Source organism: Fischerella sp. JS2, assembly GCF_032393985.1.
Classification (GTDB): Bacteria; Cyanobacteriota; Cyanobacteriia; order Cyanobacteriales; family Nostocaceae; genus Fischerella.
Window position 1 is genome coordinate 1,986,138 of sequence record NZ_CP135918.1, and the last position, 18,686, is coordinate 2,004,823.

The 18,686-nt window shown below is 43.7% G+C and carries 15 protein-coding genes, 2 tRNA genes, 3 rRNA genes and 3 pseudogenes; 7 read left to right on the forward strand and 16 right to left on the reverse strand.

The annotated features are described in order from the left end of the window. The first annotated feature begins 267 nt into the window (after positions 1-267). Both RS893_RS08275 and RS893_RS30235 read left to right on the forward strand, forming a co-directional pair. Positions 268-666, forward strand: coding sequence for a DUF5684 domain-containing protein (locus tag RS893_RS08275; RefSeq protein ID WP_315790721.1), 399 nt, complete (start codon positions 268-270; stop codon positions 664-666). A gap of 341 nt (positions 667-1,007) precedes the next feature. Then, a pseudogene (locus RS893_RS30235) lies at positions 1,008-1,237 on the forward strand (hypothetical protein); the annotation flags it as partial. Between the two features lie 50 nt (positions 1,238-1,287). Here RS893_RS30235 and RS893_RS08285 read toward each other — a convergent pair. After that, positions 1,288-2,181, reverse strand: a complete 894-nt coding sequence (locus tag RS893_RS08285) for a sugar ABC transporter permease (RefSeq protein ID WP_315790724.1) — start codon at positions 2,179-2,181, stop codon at positions 1,288-1,290. A gap of 20 nt (positions 2,182-2,201) precedes the next feature. Between RS893_RS08285 and purN the strand changes: the two genes are divergently transcribed. Next, the gene (purN, locus tag RS893_RS08290) at positions 2,202-2,864 is read left to right on the forward strand and encodes a phosphoribosylglycinamide formyltransferase (RefSeq protein ID WP_315790725.1); all 663 of its coding nucleotides are present in this window, start codon (positions 2,202-2,204) and stop codon (positions 2,862-2,864) included. A 94-nt stretch (positions 2,865-2,958) separates the two neighbouring features. Here purN and RS893_RS08295 read toward each other — a convergent pair whose 3' ends face one another. From RS893_RS08295 to RS893_RS08330, 8 genes and pseudogenes are all read right to left on the reverse strand, one after another. After that, positions 2,959-3,105, reverse strand: coding sequence for a CHAT domain-containing protein (locus RS893_RS08295; RefSeq protein WP_315790726.1), 147 nt, complete (start codon positions 3,103-3,105; stop codon positions 2,959-2,961). A 380-nt stretch (positions 3,106-3,485) separates the two neighbouring features. Continuing rightward, positions 3,486-3,851, reverse strand: coding sequence for a VOC family protein (locus RS893_RS08300; RefSeq protein WP_315790727.1), 366 nt, complete (start codon positions 3,849-3,851; stop codon positions 3,486-3,488). A gap of 249 nt (positions 3,852-4,100) precedes the next feature. After that, positions 4,101-4,664: an HdeD family acid-resistance protein gene (locus RS893_RS08305; RefSeq protein ID WP_315790728.1), complete on the reverse strand. Its 564-nt coding sequence runs from the start codon at positions 4,662-4,664 to the stop codon at positions 4,101-4,103. Positions 4,665-4,843: 179 nt separating this feature from the next. Then, positions 4,844-5,048, reverse strand: a pseudogene (locus RS893_RS08310) (IS4 family transposase); the annotation flags it as partial. Positions 5,049-5,317: 269 nt separating this feature from the next. After that, positions 5,318-5,899 carry a CPBP family intramembrane glutamic endopeptidase gene (locus tag RS893_RS08315; protein WP_315790729.1) on the reverse strand — a complete coding sequence of 194 codons (582 nt, stop codon included), beginning with the start codon at positions 5,897-5,899 and terminating at the stop codon, positions 5,318-5,320. A gap of 127 nt (positions 5,900-6,026) precedes the next feature. Next, a complete protein-coding gene (locus RS893_RS08320) occupies positions 6,027-7,088 on the reverse strand; it encodes a DUF3326 domain-containing protein (RefSeq protein WP_315790731.1) in 1,062 nt (353 codons plus the stop codon). 58 nt (positions 7,089-7,146) lie between these two features. Then, positions 7,147-7,329 carry a hypothetical protein gene (locus tag RS893_RS08325; RefSeq protein ID WP_315791915.1) on the reverse strand — a complete coding sequence of 61 codons (183 nt, stop codon included), beginning with the start codon at positions 7,327-7,329 and terminating at the stop codon, positions 7,147-7,149. Positions 7,330-7,436: 107 nt separating this feature from the next. Next, positions 7,437-7,751, reverse strand: a complete 315-nt coding sequence (locus RS893_RS08330) for a 2Fe-2S iron-sulfur cluster-binding protein (protein WP_315790732.1) — start codon at positions 7,749-7,751, stop codon at positions 7,437-7,439. Between the two features lie 295 nt (positions 7,752-8,046). Here RS893_RS08330 and acnB point away from each other — a divergent pair, with 295 nt between their 5' ends. The 4 genes from acnB (at position 8,047) to RS893_RS08350 (ending at position 12,280) form a co-directional block, all read left to right on the forward strand. Further along, the gene (gene acnB, locus RS893_RS08335) at positions 8,047-10,716 is read left to right on the forward strand and encodes a bifunctional aconitate hydratase 2/2-methylisocitrate dehydratase (RefSeq protein ID WP_315790733.1); all 2,670 of its coding nucleotides are present in this window, start codon (positions 8,047-8,049) and stop codon (positions 10,714-10,716) included. 209 nt (positions 10,717-10,925) lie between these two features. Beyond that, on the forward strand, positions 10,926-11,432 hold the full coding sequence (locus RS893_RS08340) for a helix-turn-helix domain-containing protein (protein ID WP_315785251.1): 507 nt from the start codon (positions 10,926-10,928) through the stop codon (positions 11,430-11,432). Continuing rightward, the gene (locus RS893_RS08345; protein WP_315785248.1) at positions 11,423-11,998 is read left to right on the forward strand and encodes an IS630 family transposase; all 576 of its coding nucleotides are present in this window, start codon (positions 11,423-11,425) and stop codon (positions 11,996-11,998) included. Before RS893_RS08340 ends, RS893_RS08345 begins: the two co-directional genes overlap by 10 nt. Positions 11,999-12,070: 72 nt before the next feature. Beyond that, the gene (locus tag RS893_RS08350) at positions 12,071-12,280 is read left to right on the forward strand and encodes a type II toxin-antitoxin system HicB family antitoxin (protein ID WP_315790734.1); all 210 of its coding nucleotides are present in this window, start codon (positions 12,071-12,073) and stop codon (positions 12,278-12,280) included. A gap of 32 nt (positions 12,281-12,312) precedes the next feature. Here RS893_RS08350 and RS893_RS30240 read toward each other — a convergent pair whose 3' ends face one another. The 7 genes and pseudogenes from RS893_RS30240 to RS893_RS08380 form a co-directional block, all read right to left on the reverse strand. Further along, on the reverse strand, positions 12,313-12,558 hold the full coding sequence (locus RS893_RS30240; protein ID WP_396336435.1) for an N-6 DNA methylase: 246 nt from the start codon (positions 12,556-12,558) through the stop codon (positions 12,313-12,315). A 416-nt stretch (positions 12,559-12,974) separates the two neighbouring features. Continuing rightward, positions 12,975-13,092 (reverse strand): 5S ribosomal RNA (gene rrf / locus RS893_RS08355). A gap of 121 nt (positions 13,093-13,213) precedes the next feature. Then, positions 13,214-16,037, reverse strand: a 23S ribosomal RNA gene (locus tag RS893_RS08360). A gap of 219 nt (positions 16,038-16,256) precedes the next feature. Beyond that, a tRNA-Ala gene (locus RS893_RS08365) sits at positions 16,257-16,329 on the reverse strand. Positions 16,330-16,412: 83 nt separating this feature from the next. Further along, positions 16,413-16,486, reverse strand: a tRNA-Ile gene (locus RS893_RS08370). Positions 16,487-16,651: 165 nt separating this feature from the next. Then, positions 16,652-18,142, reverse strand: a 16S ribosomal RNA gene (locus tag RS893_RS08375). The 16S, 23S and 5S rRNA genes sit together here with 2 tRNA genes alongside, the layout of an rRNA operon. A gap of 375 nt (positions 18,143-18,517) precedes the next feature. Next, a pseudogene (locus RS893_RS08380) lies at positions 18,518-18,604 on the reverse strand (transposase); the annotation flags it as partial. Between the last annotated feature and the right edge of the window lie 82 nt (positions 18,605-18,686).

An 18,686-nucleotide genomic window follows, 5' to 3' on the forward strand; every position in this document is an offset into this window, starting at 1 on the left:
TTAATTCTGTAAGTAAGTCGCCACAAATAAAGCTAACTAGTTGGGGTCGTCATTTGTCTTTTGTTATTTGTTAGTTGTAAATTGTCTATTCCTTGGCTATCAGACAATGCTATGTCTTAAGTATTTATAACTAAGCAATGGCATTGTATCATTTTATTTACATAAAAGCTAATTTTTGTTGAAAATATTACCTTTATCTCTGTATTTCAAGTTAAAACAACTAAACACCTGCAATTGTTCATTTTTAATTTTATTTAGAGAATAACAATGCTTTTCCAAATCTATAATTTGAGTTTTATCTACTTTATTGCCCAGGCTAATCGCTCTGGTGGTGCTGGAGGATTTGTTGGCTTTATTATTGGGATTGCTGCTTATCTTTTTGCTTCTTATTGCTTCTACAAAATCTATCAAAAGTTAGGAGAACCAAATGCTTGGTTTGCCTGGGTTCCTATTCTAAATAACTGGATTATGTATAAAGCTGGCGACCAATCACCTTGGTGGATTATTGGACTCTTCATCCCTTTTGTAAATATTGTTGCTGCTGTCTTTTTAATTATTGCTTTTGTTAACATTTTGAAAAAATTAGGCAAGAATCCTTGGCTAATTTTGTTGATGATAATTCCTATAGTTAACTTTGTAATATTATACCAATTTGCCTTTGGTTAACTTAACCGGAAGTCAGAGTAGCAATTTATTGGAAAACAATAAACCTGGTATTTTGAGCAATCAGGTTTATACCTTGTATTCGGAAAAATAAAGCTTAATGAATATAGCCTGAAACGAATTTATCTGCCCTTCGGGCAAGGCAGAAGGCACCAGGGCAGGAGGCTCAGTTGGGAAGAAAAGTTTGAAGATATGCCTTTTGCCTTGACCAAATTGGGTTTAAGACCCCCACCAAATCGCAGATTTGGTGGTCTACAATTACTGGGGGTCAGAATCCCCCAGGAACATTGAACCTTCTGCCAACTGAGCCTCCTGCCTTCTTCAATTAGATAGATAAACTATTAATGAATAGCAAATTACTGTATTTATTAACTGCTATCATTACTGTTGTCCCAACTATTGCAGCCCAAGCAGCGCAGGTAGAATTAGGTGTTTTTAAATCTGTTAATGCACCTGAAAAAATTGTCCTCAAAAAGTAGTTGTGATAGAGCAAAATGCACCTTACTAGGAAGGAGGATACACAATTAATGGTCAGGCAAAATTAGGTTCTTTCGCTGGATCATTTGCGATCGCCCCTGTCATTCCAAATCCAGGAATCCGATGATACTGTTGGCGAAACATTGCTTAACTTTCTTCTTTCCAAGTTTGTAACTGCAAATATACTAGTATCAGTGTTACCGCAAATAGTACTGTTGCTGCTGCTGCTGCATAACCAAAATCAAATTGAGCAAAAGCCTCTTGGTAAATGTAGTAAACCATTAAATTAGTAGAATTCAAAGGCCCACCACCAGTAATTACATACACTTGCTCAAAACTCCGCAATGTGAAAATCATGGTGGTAACAATTACAAATATTAAAGTTGATTGCAATCCAGGTAGGGTAATGTACCAAAACTTTTGCCAAGCATTAACACCATCGAGTTCCGCAGCTTCGTATAGACTCGGGGGAATTGTTTGTAACCCTGCTAAAAATACTACCATGTTAAAGCCGAGTTGTTTCCAAATACTTAAGATAATTAATACTGGCATTGCCCAAACAGTACTACTCAACCAGGAAATGTCTTTAATACCTATGACATCTAACAACGAATTTATAGCACCATCGTTTTGAAATAACCAGCGAAATCCCAATCCAGCAGCAACTAAAGAGATAATTGAAGGTAAAAAATATACACTTCTCAGCAGTCCGCGTAAAGGCAAAGCCTGGTTTAACAGTACCGCTAGTCCCAAAGGGATAACCAAACTAGGAATAACAGTAGCAAGAGTAAAATAAATAGTATTAAAAATAACTTGCCAAAAATCTGAGTTAGATAGCAAGCGCCAGTAATTTTTTAAGCCTATCCAATGTATGCCACCAGAAGTGAACATACCACTAGTAAAACTGAGATAAAACAAGTAGGCAATGGGCCAAAGGATAAAAAGACTCAATAAAATTAGTGCTGGAGTGAGAAAAATCCAAGCAGCAACGGTATCGTTATCCAACCACGACTGACTAGATTTACTATATATTTTTGGCATCTATAAATTAACCTGTCGTTATGACACTCCGCCCTGATTCTACCGCTAGCCTGGTTTCTCCTCAAATTCAAGATGCATTTGCTCAAAGCACTCCTTTAAAATTGGGAATTATGGCTTCGGGAAATGGCAGTAACTTTGAAGCAATTGCCCAAGCTATCAAAGACGGGAAACTTAACGCCCAAATTCAAGTATTAATTTACAACAACCCAGATGCTTATGCCGCAGTCCGGGCTAGTTATTGGGATGTACCTGCCGTACTTCTCAACCACCGTGACTACAATAGCCGTGAAGAATTTGATCAGCAAATTGTCCAAACTCTACGGCAGTATGATGTGGATTGGGTAATTATGGCTGGTTGGATGCGACTAGTAACAGAAGTATTAATTGATGCTTTTACAAATAAGATTATTAATATTCATCCCAGCTTATTACCTAGTTTTAAAGGTTCCCGTGCCGTGGAACAGGCCCTAGCTACTGGTGTCAAAATCGTCGGCTGTACAGTGCATTTAGTTTGTTTGGAAATGGACAGTGGCCCGATTTTAATGCAGGCGGCGGTTCCCGTCCTACCGGAGGACACACCCGAAACCCTCCACGCCAGAATTCAGGTGCAGGAACACAGGATATTACCACAAGCGATCGCACTTGCGGCACAACAATTTACAACCCATTACCCATCAAAATAAATGGTGCCCAGTAGTAGGGGTGGCTGAAGTCAATATTAGATGGTTGTTTTGTTGTTCCCTGTTTACCCAAAGTCTGGTAACTACCAGTAAGCAATCATATTTGTGCTTCTCTAAGGACTTCAGCTTTGGTGATGTTTGGTTTTTGCAATAGGCTATAGAAAGCGTTCATCAAGCTTTGTGTACTACCATCGTTAACAGACCACAAACTAGCAATAGCGGTTTTAGCTTGGGTGCGTTGCATTTGGTAGTCTTACAGGCTACACTCGCAACCTCGCAAAAATACGGTCGAAAAAATTTGATGAGTATAAAAACATCCTTAATGAGTTTTTACATCTCACTTATAAGCATTAAAAACTCGTCAACAAGTATCAAAACCTTGTGAACGAGTGCTAGAATTTCAAACGTGAGTCTCAGAACTGTATAAACGAGTGTTAGGAACTTGTTAGCGAGTCTTAGAACTTCATCAACGAGTCTCAGAACTTCATCAACAAGTATCAAAACCTGGTGAATGAGTCTCAGAACTTCGTCAACGATTAGTAGAACTTTATCAGCGAGTGTCAAAACTTCGTGAATGAGTCTTAGAACATTACAGCTGATATCAAAAATTACTCTACTTAATATTTACGGACGGGTTAACAATTCCAAATTATGACCGTCGGGATCATAGAAATAGAAACCACGTCCTCCATTTCTATGATTGATTTGGTTTTTATTTCGGTGCATGGGATCGCTACTATATTCCAATCCTGCTTTTTTGATGCGTGCGAAGATTGCATCAAATTCCTCATCACTCACATGGAATGCATAGTGGTGCGACTCAAATTCCTCTCTATCGTCAAAGTCAAGGGTGAGAGTATCATTGACACGTACAGCAGCAAAGTGACCTACAGAAGGCTCAACTTTTAGACCAAATATTTGTGCAAAAAACCGTGCTGCTGCTTCTTTGTCACGTGCAGGTACTATGGTGTGATTTAAAGTAATTGTCATTTCATACCTCCAGGGAAGAGTGGGGGAGTATGAGGAGTGTGGGGAGTGTGTAGACACGCAAGTGGCTTAAGGTAAGAGTAGGGTGTAGTTCAGTTATCAGTTATCAAATTCTATTACTCACTGTACCCTACGGGAAGCCTATGAGCGCGTCTACACTGTTTACTGATTCCTAACCACTAACCACTAATGTACAGACGCGAGGAACATCGCGTCTGTACCCACTACCTACTAACCACTAACTACTAACAATTATGCAGTTTGGTCTGAAGGATTTAAAGCAGAACGTCCATTCAATGACAGCATCACACGAGAAACACCAGTGAATAGAACACTAGCACCAAGCAGTGTTCCCAGCAGCCAAGGTGCATTGAAAGGCCACTGGAACCAAATCATTCCACCTAAAATGAGGGTAATAATACCATCAGTGAGTACCCAAGTCCAGTTTTGTTGTGGACGTAACTTGAATGCTAGGATCAACTCAAATACAGCTTCGGTTAATAAGAAGCTACCTAGTAACAGAGTGAGTGTCAGAATACCTGTGCGAGGATAAATAAGTAGCATGATACCAGTAGCGATGTAAAGGCCGCTTAGTAATAGTTTCCAAACAAAGCCGCCTTGATCGCGAGTATTATATGCATAGAATAGTTTGGCAAACCCGGCAGAAGCTAGGATTACTGCAAACCAGGTTTCAGCGAAAATAGTTGTGACAACAGGTAGTGCGATCGCAATTATTCCCAAAACAATTAGGATAATACCCATCCATAGCGATCGATTATTATTTTTGCTGATTTCATTAGGAACGTTGGTTGTCATATAAATTTTTTCCTTAGCTGAGAATAAACCTAACAATCAGGCTAGAAAATTTCTCAGCAAGTAGGGTATAACCCTAAGATAGAGTCCGGGTTGCTTTTGGTACTATCTTTAACTCTACTTTATGGAGTAACTTTATGGAGTAGACTACAAGGCTTCTTTTTAACACTGGGGGCTGCTATCAGCTTTGGCAATGATAAGAATCTTTGTATTCTTTTTCTTCTGCTTTCAAATTTAATTGCCAAAGGTAGCGTATTTGCCAACTTTTCTAAAGTTACTTCAGGGAATTGACTGTAACAGATTTTTCAATGTTTTTAGCAACAGATATTCTGTTAAACTCAATTGACTTTTTAAGTGCTTTTGGTATGCAATAGCTCCTATTCTCATTAAGAAGATATTATTAACAAAATTAGACTTACTTTTTTGCTCACAAAACGCTACCCACCTTACACACCAAGCTTTTTAGACTGTTTGGTCTCCCCTCCAGGAATAAACAATAAACAAATTTCTTTGTGTTCTGTATAGTCATTTTCTTTCCCCATTCATCCTTCATCCTACTCTACCTTGAAGCCTATGAGCGTACGGTAGATGACGCCACGTGCTTTATGCCGGGAGAAGAGTCCACCGCACTGCCTCGTCTACACCCTTCACCCTTCTTAATACCTTCCTACTTTCCACAAATAACTAGAAACGATATTGGTAAATACATGAGCAATAATTGGCACTAACAAATTACCACTGAGGAGAGCGCTATATCCTAATATTAGTCCAACAATACTTGCCCAAATCACATATGGCCATTGTTGCGAACCACTCAGATGCAAAACACCAAAGCAAAGACTGGATACGATTACAGCAGCATCATCTAATCCAAAAGCTGGCAACATTACACCACGAAATAATAATTCTTCACTCAATCCTGGTAATAACCCCAACCAAATTAAATCAGGTAAAGCAAGGGGTTTGAGAACTATTTCTAAGTAATAATTGGCGCTTTTCCGGTAGGGGGGACAAAGTTGATAAGCTAAACCACTCAAACCAGTAATACTTAAGCCTAAACCCACACCTAAAAGCAAATCCCTGGAATTCCAAGTTAAAGGCATCAGGGTAAAATTGCCAAAATACAACCATAATTTGGCAATCATCCATAAAACTACAGCAGTTACTGCCATCGCCACCAGTACTTGGGTGCGTGTTAGATAGGGTATTTCTGGCTCTTGTTTTTCTGGTTGAGTCACGGAGTTGGGGACTGGGATTGGGAGGACAAGGAGGACAAGGAGGACAAGGAAGACAGGAGAGTGTGGGGAGTGTGGGGACTACAATCACCAAAAAACAACGAACAACCACTAACCACTAACTACTAAACTAATTATTTAAACAACGTAATGGCAAGATTTCAGGATTAAGGGCATATGGGTTAATGCCAGCTTTATGGGCAACTAATACACCCACTGCTTCTAAATATGAGTTTACCTGTACTGATTTTATCCCCAAAGGTTGGGGAAGAACTTGGATAAGAGTATGATTTTCCTGAACTGTAACTATCAAAGATTTACTTTGGCTGAGACTCAGTAAGGCGCTACTGCCACATGCGCTTGCTGGCACAATTATGGCGTCTACTTGATTAGCCCAAATATCTGTTGGTTCAGCCTTTTGCTCAGTCTCCCTTACAATAAATTGGGGTGCGCGGCTTAAACCAACAAGAACGCTTGGTAGAAAAGTATAACCTAATTCTTCGGCAGCTGAACGGGGAGATAAATCTGGATCTAGGGATGGAGGTAAAAAGGCTGGAGAATGGGCGCAAGGAATGTGAAACTGTCGCACTACTAAATGGCTAATCACAGCTTCAGCCCCGGCGATGGGATCTACGCCTTTACCATGACGGTAGTTTTGGTCTGCTTGTTCATCAATATTATCGGGGAAACGAGCCACAACTGCGATCGCTTCTGCTCCTGCTTTGTTAATTAATATTTCCGCCGTCCGCAGTAAACTATCTGGATTACCTATAGTTCCCCAACTGACACCAGAGGCAGAGGTACGTAATTGTACGTCTAAAGGCGCATCAGTTATTACATAATCAGTTAAAGACAATCCTAGAGTTGTCCTAGCTGCATCGGCTGCTTGCAGGTGTCGCAGGCGCAATTCTGGTTCTATTCCTTGGTCTAAAAGTAAACCAATACGATTTTGATGGATGGGGCGTAATCCCCAGCATCCAGAGGCAAATTTGTCAAGCCCATAACCTTCGACATAGAAAGCATTGGGGAGATTCCAATATAGAATCGCACCATTCATGACATTGGGGTGGGTGATCAGGCGATCGCAAACCTGGGCAAGAGTTTTCGCAACTGGTAATGCATCACCTGCATAACCACCAATTGCAGCCCCAATGCCAGTTGGTACAATTAGAATAGAAGTATATGGGCGCATGAAAAATTATTTAATTATGAATTATAAATTTTTTAATTCATAATCCCTGATTCGTTGTTTACTGATTTTCTTGCTTGGTGACGACAGCTTCGACGGTTGCTTTTTGTTGTGGAACATTCACAGAAGTGATTGCCCAACGAAGCGGTTCACCTTGCTTTTTCAGTTCTGCTTCAATTGTTTTTTGTAATTCTGTAGGAGTTTCTTGAAGATTAATTTCTGTGGTGATGAAATGAGTTGTCATAGTATTTGTTGGTAGTTGGTGGTTAATGGTTGATTGTTGGTAGTTGGTGGTTGATTGTTGATGATTTTCCCAATCAACAAACAACGAACAACAAACACCTATCTATATTATTTCCCAAATTGTAATTGATAAACCGTATCTTCTTTTTCTGTGGCAATTTTTAAATCAGAACGAGGATAGGCTACACAAAGTAAGACGTAACCTTGTTTTTGGAGTTCTGGACTGACACCCATGCCATCAGTTTGATCTACTGTACCGGAAATAATTTGACCAGCACAAGTTGTACAAACCCCTGCATGACAAGAACTAGGTAATTCTAAACCAGCCGCATCTGCAACTGATAAAATTGTTTGATCTTCGGAAACTTGTAAGGTATGAGTTTTGCCTTGATGGTGAATTTCAACCGTATAAATATTGGACATATACAAATTCCAAGACTAATGCAGCAAACAAATCTAATATTTTATCTTAAAAATAGCGAATACCCAAACTTACGAGTGCAAACTAAATAAATATTCTCTTGTCAGAGTTATATATGCAATAGTAACTGTAGGGGATAATTATAAATCCTGACAGACAGAAACTTGAGTTTGTCACCTCAACTTTGAGGAATTAGTAGGGGATGAGGTGATGATTCTCCCCACCTTCCCATCTATAAGAGTAAGGAAGTGATCACAAATACAAGCGAATTTTTTGCCTGAACCTTTGGAGAGTAAAATGCTGGAATCATACCGCCAACATGTTGCTGAACGCGCTGCTTTAGGAATTCCCCCGCTACCCTTAGATGCAAAGCAAACATCTGAATTGTGTGAATTACTGAAAAAGCCACCTGTGGGAGAAGAGGAAACATTATTAAATTTATTGCGCGATCGCGTACCTCCCGGAGTCGATCCAGCAGCTTACGTCAAAGCCGGATTTCTCACTGCTATTGCCAAAAAGGAAATCACCAGTCCCCTAATTTCACCAATCGCAGCAGTACAATTGCTAGGAACAATGGTAGGTGGTTATAATGTTCAATCTTTAATCGAACTACTACAAACTGCCACTGTATCCTTCTCTAATTCTTCCGAAACACCGCTAGTTATGGGGGGAGAAGGCAAAGAACCGATTGCAGCTTACGCCGCCGCCGCTTTGAGCAAAACACTGCTAGTGTACGATGCTTTCCACGATATTTTGGAATTATCCAAAGTCAACCCCTTTGCCAAACAGGTAATTGATTCTTGGAAAGAAGCAGAATGGTTTACTAGTCGTCCTGAAGTACCCGAAGCCATTACTGTTACTATCTTCAAAGTTCCCGGTGAAACCAACACTGACGACTTATCCCCCGCTACCCAAGCCACAACCCGCCCTGATATTCCTTTACACGCCTTAGCAATGCTAGAATCGCGCATGCCTGGAGCGTTGGATACCATCGCCGAATTGAAGAAAAAAGGATACCCGGTTGCCTACGTGGGAGATGTAGTAGGTACTGGTTCCTCTCGTAAATCAGCCATTAACTCGGTATTGTGGCACATTGGCGATGATATTCCTTATGTTCCCAATAAGCGATCAGGTGGATATATTTTAGGTGGTACGATCGCCCCTATCTTCTTCAATACTGCTGAAGATGCTGGTGCTTTCCCCATCCAGTGCGATGTCACCAAGATGGAGACTGGTATGGTGATTACCATTCATCCTTACAAAGGTGAAATCACTAACGAAGCAGGGGAAGTAATTTCCACCTTTACCCTTAAACCTGATACTATTTTGGATGAAGTGCGTGCTGGCGGACGCATTCCTTTATTAATTGGACGCACTCTCACCGATAAAACTAGACTTGCGTTAAGTTTAGAACCCAGTCCGATTTTCACCCGTCCGCAACAACCTGCCGACACTGGTAAAGGTTACACCCTTGCCCAAAAAATGGTGGGTAAAGCTTGTGGTTTACCCGGTGTCCGTCCTGGTACTTATTGCGAACCGATGATGACTACTGTTGGTTCCCAAGATACCACCGGGCCAATGACGCGGGATGAATTGAAAGAACTCGCTTGTCTAGGTTTCAGTGCAGACTTAGTAATGCAGAGTTTTTGCCATACCGCCGCCTATCCCAAACCAGTTGATATCAAAACTCAACACGAACTACCAGACTTTTTTGCCTCTCGTGGTGGCGTCGCCTTGCGTCCTGGTGACGGAATTATCCACTCGTGGTTAAACCGGATGCTGTTACCAGATACCGTGGGAACTGGCGGTGACTCTCACACTCGCTTCCCCTTGGGTATTTCCTTCCCTGCTGGTTCCGGGTTAGTAGCCTTTGCAGGGGCGTTGGGTGTGATGCCTCTAGATATGCCAGAATCTGTTTTGGTACGTTTCCAAGGGGAATTGCAACCAGGTGTGACTCTACGGGATATTGTTAACGCTATTCCTTACGTAGCTATTCAAAAAGGTTTGCTCACAGTAGAGAAACAGAACAAGAAAAATGTCTTTGCTGGGCGGATAATGGAAATAGAAGGCTTGCCTGATTTGAAAGTTGAGCAGGCTTTTGAACTTACCGATGCTACAGCCGAACGTTCTTGTGCTGGTTGCACGATTAAACTGAGTATTGAGACAGTTTCCGAATATCTGCGTTCTAATGTTGCTTTGTTGAAAAACATGGTAGCGCGTGGTTATGGCGATGCTAAAACTATCCTGCGTCGCGTTGCCAAAATGGAAGAATGGTTAGCAAACCCTGTGTTAATGGAAGCAGATCCTGATGCTGAGTATGCGGAAATAATCGAAATTGATTTGAACGAAATCAAAGAACCAATTGTGGCAGCACCGAATGATCCTGATAATGTGAAATTATTATCGGAAGTTGCAGGCGATCGCGTTGATGAAGTGTTCGTTGGTTCTTGTATGACGAATATTGGTCATTATCGCGCTACAGCTAAAGTTTTGGAAGGTGCAGGCGCAGTCAAAACCCGTTTGTGGATCTGTCCACCAACTCGTATGGATGAACACCAATTAAAAGAAGAAGGTGTGTATGGTGTTTTTGGTGCGGCGGGTGCGCGGATGGAGTTACCTGGTTGCAGCTTGTGCATGGGGAACCAAGCGCGGGTTGCTGATGGTGCAACGGTGTTTTCCACCTCTACGCGCAACTTCAACAACCGTATGGGTAAGGATGCGCGAGTGTATCTTGGTTCAGCTGAATTAGCAGCAGTTTGTGCGTTATTAGGACGAGTTCCCACAGTGCAGGAATACATGGACATTGTGGCAACTAAGATTCATCCTTTTGCTGGGGAATTGTACCGATATTTGAATTTTGATCAAATTGCTGGTTTCGAGGATGAAGGTAGGGTGATTGCGTTGGAAGATATGCCTAAAATTGAGGATATTTTGGGTATTCCGGCTGGTACGTTGCGTACTCCATAATTTGCGTACTCCATAATTAAAGTTAGGGTGGGCGATGCTCACCCTATTTTGTGAGTGGGAATGAAAGTGTGTATTTTTGAAACACTAAGACACAAAGAAGATAACTTTATAGAATTTCCACTTTAACGGAGTAATTGATACTTATACCAATTTGAAAAAAGAATGCGACAGATGGTAAAAATAGACAGAAGTAGCATTCAGGGTATGTGATGGTAGGGGTAACACAGATCGAGATAGTTGATAGTGTCGAGGAACTAGAGAAGTTGCTCAGACATCAAAAACAGTCTCGGAGCAAAGAACGTATACAAGCCCTATATCTGATTAAAGGGCAAGAAATGAGTGTAAGTGAGATTGCTAAAATCTTGGGAAAACATCGAGCTACAGTACATCGATGGTTGGCAGATTATCGAGAAGGAGGAATTGAGGCGGTTGTTGAATTTGGAACGAGTTCAGGTCGAAAAAGAGCAATACCAGATTGGGCTGTATCGAGTTTGAAAAAACAACTCGAACAACCAGAAGGTGGGTTTCAACGGTACACACAAATACAACATTGGTTAGAAAAAACCTTGGGTGTGCAAGCTGAGTACGCAACTGTACATCATCTGGCACGTTACAGGCTCAAAGCCAAGCTGAAAGTCCCACGTCCGCGTAACCGAAAACAGGACGAAGAAAAACTAGAGTCTTTTAAAAAAAACTCGGTGATGACTTGCAATTAATTGCTCAATACAGTGCCATTATCTTGCCCCAGTACGAAAATATTCGTTATTTTGTACAAGATGAGAGTCGATTTGGACTCAAAACCATTGAAGGACGTAAAATTACTCTTCCCGGAGTTAAGCCTATTGGTGATTGGCAGTGGCAATTTAAAGCGTTCTGGCTATATGGAGCAGTTGAACCACTTACTGGGGAAAGTTTATTTTGGCAGTTTTCTCATGTTGATACCGAATGCTACCAACAATTTTTGAACGAGTTCGCTGCCTGTTATCCCAAATCACTTAACATTCTCCAAGTTGATAACGGCTTATTTCATAAAGCTAAACGTTTACAAATTCCAGAGAATATTGTTCTTTTGTTCCAGCCTGCTCATTCTCCTGAACTGAATCCCATAGAGCGCGTTTGGGAATATCTCAAGCAAGACTTGAAATGGGAGCTATTTGATCACCTGGAGCATCTGCAAACCAAGGTTGCTCAACTCCTAGCTCTCCTCACTCCTCAAATTGCTGCTTCTTTGACTGGTTATGACTTCATCCTCAATGCCTTATCTGTCGCAAACATTTTTTGAATTGGTATTACTTAATATGAAGAATTAATATGTCAAAACCAATTAAGACAAAGTGCTGGCTATTGGGTTGCTTTGTGTCTAGAAAATGGAATTGTAGGGCAGGGGAATACTCAAGAAGGTGCAGTTAGCAAGTTAAAAGAAGCAATTGATTCTTTTGAAGATGTGTATGAAACTGAGATCAATATTTATAAAGCACCTATTTCTATAAAAGAATTACATGAATTTTTAACTATAGAAGAACAAAATTCGGAAATTTATGAATTAAGGAAAGTCTATGCCTAAAAACATTCCCTTTCTAAAACCTAAAGAGTTGATCAAGATTTTAGAGAAAGCAGGCTGCACGTTTCATAGAGAGGGAAAAGGTCAATAATTTTATCAGTAACTTTTGGCCTAAGTATCCGCACTGTCATTTTTTGAACGTTTCGAGGTGTGAAAAATTCACCGTGATTGTCTTCAGAACTCGAAACGTCGAGTGTTTTACTTGAAACATCAGCTTCAAAACTCGAAACATCGAGCTTTTTACTCCAAAAATCGAGATCAGAACTCGAAACATCAAGCAATTTACTTCAACATCCAAGTTCTGAGCTTCAACATTACACCTCGGAAAGGACAATTATCGAGCTATTTTCTACAACGCTGCTGCTTGAGACTTGGATTTGCGAGATTTTCGTGCGAATCTTTGCCCCATTTCCTCAACTACTGCATCTAATCCTGATCCTTGTCCACTAGCTTTGGTATGGTTATACATCTGCCCAACAAGTATCATCGACCAACTCTTGCAACTATGTCAACCATAGCAACAACTTTTGGTAAAAGGCGATCGCGATCACCTGAAGCTCTAAAATTAAAATGTCACCCACACATAGGATTACGCTGTAATACACATTAATACACATAATTCATCTAAGCTACAAAAAACAAATAAATAACAAAAGCCTCCCTTTGTGGTGTGGGGAGGCTTTTGTATGAAAAAAAGTCCTGGCATCGAGCTATTTTGACAGGAGGCAACCCTCCAACTATCGTCGCCGCAGCAGCGTTTCACAACTGAGTTCGGGAAGGGTTCAGAGTGGTTCCACCGCGCCATAGACACCAGGAAAGGCTAATGGGTAATTGGTAATTGGTAATATTTAGTTGGAGCTATTACCAATGAGCAATTAGCAATCAACAAAACCCTGAAGACTGCATAGAATGTTGAAGCGAAACAATGTTAAAGGTGAGGTCAAGCCCTCGGTCTGTTAGTACTCCTCAGCTTCATACATTACTGCACTTCCACTTAGAGCCTATAAACAGGTGTTCTACCTGTGACCTTACTGGATTGCTCCATGAGAGTACTCATCTTGAGGTGGGCTTCCCACTTAGATGCTTTCAGCGGTTATCCGCTCCGCACATGGCTACCCAGCGTCTACTGTTGGCACAATAACTGGTACACCAGCGGTGCGTCCTTCCCGGTCCTCTCGTACTAAGGAAGGCTCCTCTCAATACTCTTACGCCTGCACCGGATATGGACCGAACTGTCTCACGACGTTCTGAACCCAGCTCACGTACCGCTTTAATGGGCGAACAGCCCAACCCTTGGGACGTACTTCCGCCCCAGGTTGCGATGAGCCGACATCGAGGTGCCAAACCTCCCCGTCGATGTGGACTCTTGGGGGAGATCAGCCTGTTATCCCTAGAGTAACTTTTATCCGTTGAGCGACGGCCATTCCACGCTGCGCCGTCGGATCACTAAGGCCTAGTTTCCTACCTGCTCCACTTGTTGGTGTTGCAGTCAAGCTCCCTTTATGCCTTTACACTCGTCGCACGGTTTCCAAGCGTGCTGAGGGAACCTTTGCGCGCCTCCGTTATCTTTTAGGAGGCGACCGCCCCAGTCAAACTGCCCGCCTGAAACTGTCTCCCGACCGGCTCACGGTCGCGGGTTAGAATCCTAGCTGAACTAGAGTGGTATCTCACCGTTGGCTCCACATCCCCCACAAGGAATGCCTCTACGCCTCCCACCTATCCTGCGCAAGCTCAGCCCGGACACCATTCCAGGTTACAGTAAAGCTTCATAGGGTCTTTCTGTCCAGGTGCAGGTAGTCCGTATCTTCACAGACAATCCTATTTCGCCGAGTCTCTCTCCGAGACACCATCCAGATCGTTACGCCTTTCGTGCGGGTCGGAACTTACCCGACAAGGAATTTCGCTACCTTAGGACCGTTATAGTTACGGCCGCCGTTCACCGGGGCTTCGGTCGTCAGCTTTAGGGTTGCCCCCTGACCAACTTCCTTAACCTTCCGGCACTGGGCAGGCGTCAGCCCCCATACATGCTCTTACGAGTTTGCGGAGACCTGTGTTTTTGGTAAACAGTCGCCTGGATCTCTTCACTGCGACCCGACTTCTCGGGTACCCCTTCTTCCGAAGTTACGGGGCCATTTTGCCGAGTTCCTTAGAGAGAGTTATCTCGCGCCCCTTGGTATTCTCAACCTCCCCACCTGTGTCGGTTTCGGGTACGGGTAAAGTATGCTCAACACATTACTAGCTTTTCTTGACACTCATTTCGACTACTCGGAGTTCGTAAACTCCTCCCAATCCAGTTAGGGTGTAGCCTCCACTCATGCGTCCCTAGCAATGCTCCCATACTTTAGTCAGGGATTGTTGACCCTGTGTCCATCGACTACGCCGTTCGGCCTCGCCTTAGGTCCCGACTAACCCAGAGTGGACGAACCTGGCTCTGGAACCCTTGGGGTTTCGGGGCATTGGATTCTCACCAATGTTTGCGCTACTCAAGCCGACATTCTCACTTCTATACTGTCCACACCTGCTTGCCGCTAGTGCTTCTTCCTGTATAGAACGCTCCCCTACCGATTACAATGTAATCCCACAGCTTCGGTACATCGCTTAGTCCCATTCATTTTCGGCGCAGGAGCGCTTGACCAGTGAGCTATTACGCACTCTTTCAAGGGTGGCTGCTTCTAGGCAAACCTCCTGGTTGTCTATGCACTCCCACCTCCTTTGCCACTTAGCGATGATTTCGGGACCTTAGCTGGTGGTCTGGGCTGTTTCCCTCTTGACGATGAAGCTTATCCCCCACCGTCTCACTGGCTGTGTCTTCTTCGGGTATTCTGAGTTTATCTCGATTTGGTACCGCTCTCGCAGCCCGCACCGAAATAGTGCTTTACCCCCCGAGTTGTTCACAACCGCTGCGCCTCAACACATTTCGGGGAGAACCAGCTAGCTCCTGGTTCGATTGGCATTTCACCCCTAACCACAACTCATCCGCCGATTTTTCAACATCGGTCGGTGCGGACCTCCACTTGGTGTTACCCAAGCTTCATCCTGGTCATGGTTAGATCACCAGGGTTCGGGTCTATAAACACTGATATATCCGCCCTTTTCAGACTCGCTTTCGCTTTGGCTTGGTGTTTTTCACTTAACCTACCAGTGCTTATAACTCGCCGGCTCATTCTTCAACAGGCACGCGGTCAGACGTTCAATCGTCCTCCCACTGCTTGTAGGCTTGCGGTTTCATGTTCTTTTTCACTCCCCTTATCGGGGTTCTTTTCACCTTTCCCTCGCGGTACTGTTTCGCTATCGGTCACACAGGAGTATTTAGCCTTACCGGGTGGTCCCGGCTGATTCACATGGGATTTCACGTGCCCCATGCTACTCGGGATACAGCTACTATCTTCAAGTTTTCGACTACAAGACTTTCACTTTCTCTGGTGCATCTTTTCAATGCTTCGTCTAACTCTACGATTCGCATCACGCTGTCCCACTACCCCAACAAGTTATACTCGTTGGTTTAGGCTCTTCCCCGTTCGCTCACCACTACTTGGAGAATCTCGTTTGATTTCTTTTCCTCGGGCTACTTAGATGTTTCAGTTCGCCCGGTTCGCTCTTACCTATCTATATATTCAATAGGCAGTTTTTAGGGTTCCCCCATTCGGACATCTCCGGCTCTATGCTTGCTTCCAACTCCCCGGAGCTTTTCGTTGGTAACCACGTCCTTCTTCGCCTCTGCGTGCCTAGGTATCCTCCGCAAGCCCTTATTTGCTTGACCACTTACATTGGTGTTTGTTCAGTTTTCAGTTTTCAGTTCCCACCTTACCAGTTTTTCTACTGATTAGTGTTCACTGACATTACTGTTCACTGACTACCTACTTTCGCTTCTCTATGCAGTTTTCAAGGTTCTGGCTGGATTTACACCCAGCAGCCTGAATTTGTTTGTTCAGATGCTAGATTTCTCTCCAAATCTGTGAGTGCAGTTTGTGAGTCCAGGTGGAGGTTAGGAGACTCGAACTCCTGACATCCTGCTTGCAAAGCAGGCGCTCTACCAACTGAGCTAAACCCCCTTGAAAAATGAAAAATTCTGAATTCTGAATTCTGATATTTTTGACTTCATCATTCATTATTCATCATTCAACATTTTCTTAGGTGGGCCATCCTGGACTCGAACCAGGGACCTCACCCTTATCAGGGGTGCGCTCTAACCACCTGAGCTAATAGCCCATCATCCGAACCTTTTCATAGTTTGAAAGCCATATATCTATCAATCCTGCGACCGACCTCGGGATGACTCAATTTTAGATTTTTGAAAACAGCCGATTTCGGATTGATTGTCTTTCAAATCTCAAATCCAAAATCTTAAATCTAAAATCGGTTGGGTCTCCCTTAAAAGGAGGTGATCCAGCCACACCTTCCGGTACGGCTACCTTGTTACGACTTCACCCCAGTCACCAGTCCTACCTTCGGCGTCCCCCTCCGCGAACGGTTAGGGTAACGACTTCGGGCGTGACCAGCTTCCATGGTGTGACGGGCGGTGTGTACAAGGCCCGGGAACGAATTCACCGCAGTATGCTGACCTGCAATTACTAGCGATTCCGACTTCACGCAGGCGAGTTGCAGCCTGCGATCTGAACTGAGCCCGAGTTTATGAGATTTGCTTGTCGTCGCCGACTTGCTGCCCTTTGTCTCGAGCATTGTAGTACGTGTGTAGCCCAGGACGTAAGGGGCATGCTGACTTGACGTCATCCCCACCTTCCTCCGGTTTGTCACCGGCAGTCTCCCTAGAGTGCCCACCCGAAGTGCTGGCAACTAAGTACGAGGGTTGCGCTCGTTGCGGGACTTAACCCAACATCTCACGACACGAGCTGACGACAGCCATGCACCACCTGTGTTCTGGCTCCCGAAGGCACCTTCTGCTCTCACAGAAGTTCCAGACATGTCAAGCCCTGGTAAGGTTCTTCGCGTTGCATCGAATTAAACCACATACTCCACCGCTTGTGCGGGCCCCCGTCAATTCCTTTGAGTTTCACACTTGCGTGCGTACTCCCCAGGCGGGATACTTAACGCGTTAGCTACGGCACTGAGAGGGTCGATACTCTCAACGCCTAGTATCCATCGTTTACGGCTAGGACTACTGGGGTATCTAATCCCATTCGCTCCCCTAGCTTTCGTCCCTCAGTGTCAGTTGCGGCCTAGCAGAGCGCTTTCGCCACCGGTGTTCTTCCTGATCTCTACGCATTTCACCGCTACACCAGGAATTCCCTCTGCCCCGAACGCACTCTAGTCGTGTAGTTTCCACTGCCTTTATCATGTTAAGCATGACCCTTTGACAATAGACACACACAACCACCTGCGGACGCTTTACGCCCAATCATTCCGGATAACGCTTGCATCCTCCGTATTACCGCGGCTGCTGGCACGGAGTTAGCCGATGCTGATTCCTCAAGTACCGTCAGAACTTCTTCCTTGAGAAAAGAGGTTTACAACCCAAGAGCCTTCCTCCCTCACGCGGTATTGCTCCGTCAGGCTTTCGCCCATTGCGGAAAATTCCCCACTGCTGCCTCCCGTAGGAGTCTGGACCGTGTCTCAGTTCCAGTGTGGCTGATCATCCTCTCAGACCAGCTACTGATCGTCGCCTTGGTAGTCCCTTACACTACCAACTAGCTAATCAGACGCGAGCTCATCTTCAGGCAGTAAACCTTTCACCCACAGGCACATCCGGTATTAGCATCGGTTTCCCAATGTTGTCCCGAACCTGAAGCTAGATTCTCACGCGTTACTCACCCGTCCGCCACTAGGCTCCGAAAAGCCCCGTTCGACTTGCATGTGTTAAGCATACCGCCAGCGTTCATCCTGAGCCAGGATCAAACTCTCCGTTTTGTTTCTACAAACAAAACAAACACTGTTTGTTTAGCTCTTATCCGGCTTTTGTTTTTTGACCTTAGCCTTGGTCTATTTCTTTACTGACGCAGGCTTTTTTATGTATAATGGCTTTCAAACTATACAATTTTCATGGTTCGGTTGCCCTCGAGCTTCGCTTTGCAGCGCCTTGCTCATTTGGCACTTTCTTATAGTAGCTACCCTCCACTTCTTTGTCAACTACTTTTACTTAAAATTTTTTGAACAGCCAACAAACCCCACATATCATTCAGTTGAACCTTAGATTAACCTGAGTTCGGGTTAAGCAGATAGAGGTAAAAGCCACTCCAGCTGAAGGCTGGGTTTCTTGGGTTGATGACAATAAGCAATTAATCAGCACAGAACGTTGACGCAATAATTCACAGGACTACGATGTCTGGAATGTTCAATTTGGGAAATATTCTTGAGTTGGTTGTTAATGGTCGATTTTGTAAATGCAATTATATTCTCGATGCCGTGAACGCGCGTTTCGTCATCAAGCATAATGTGAAGAACTCCCGAAGTG

What these genes read in the sequence shown, in the direction of transcription:
- RS893_RS08275 (WP_315790721.1), top strand. Translation starts at nt 268, where the DNA reads ATGCTTTTCCAAATCTATAATTTGAGTTTTATCTACTTTATTGCCCAG.
- RS893_RS08285 (WP_315790724.1), bottom strand. Translation starts at nt 2,181, where the DNA reads ATGCCAAAAATATATAGTAAATCTAGTCAGTCGTGGTTGGATAACGAT.
- purN (WP_315790725.1), top strand. Translation starts at nt 2,202, where the DNA reads ATGACACTCCGCCCTGATTCTACCGCTAGCCTGGTTTCTCCTCAAATT.
- RS893_RS08295 (WP_315790726.1), bottom strand. Translation starts at nt 3,105, where the DNA reads ATGCAACGCACCCAAGCTAAAACCGCTATTGCTAGTTTGTGGTCTGTT.
- RS893_RS08300 (WP_315790727.1), bottom strand. Translation starts at nt 3,851, where the DNA reads ATGACAATTACTTTAAATCACACCATAGTACCTGCACGTGACAAAGAA.
- RS893_RS08305 (WP_315790728.1), bottom strand. Translation starts at nt 4,664, where the DNA reads ATGACAACCAACGTTCCTAATGAAATCAGCAAAAATAATAATCGATCG.
- RS893_RS08320 (WP_315790731.1), bottom strand. Translation starts at nt 7,088, where the DNA reads ATGCGCCCATATACTTCTATTCTAATTGTACCAACTGGCATTGGGGCT.
- RS893_RS08325 (WP_315791915.1), bottom strand. Translation starts at nt 7,329, where the DNA reads ATGACAACTCATTTCATCACCACAGAAATTAATCTTCAAGAAACTCCT.
- RS893_RS08330 (WP_315790732.1), bottom strand. Translation starts at nt 7,751, where the DNA reads ATGTCCAATATTTATACGGTTGAAATTCACCATCAAGGCAAAACTCAT.
- acnB (WP_315790733.1), top strand. Translation starts at nt 8,047, where the DNA reads ATGCTGGAATCATACCGCCAACATGTTGCTGAACGCGCTGCTTTAGGA.
- RS893_RS08340 (WP_315785251.1), top strand. Translation starts at nt 10,926, where the DNA reads ATGGTAGGGGTAACACAGATCGAGATAGTTGATAGTGTCGAGGAACTA.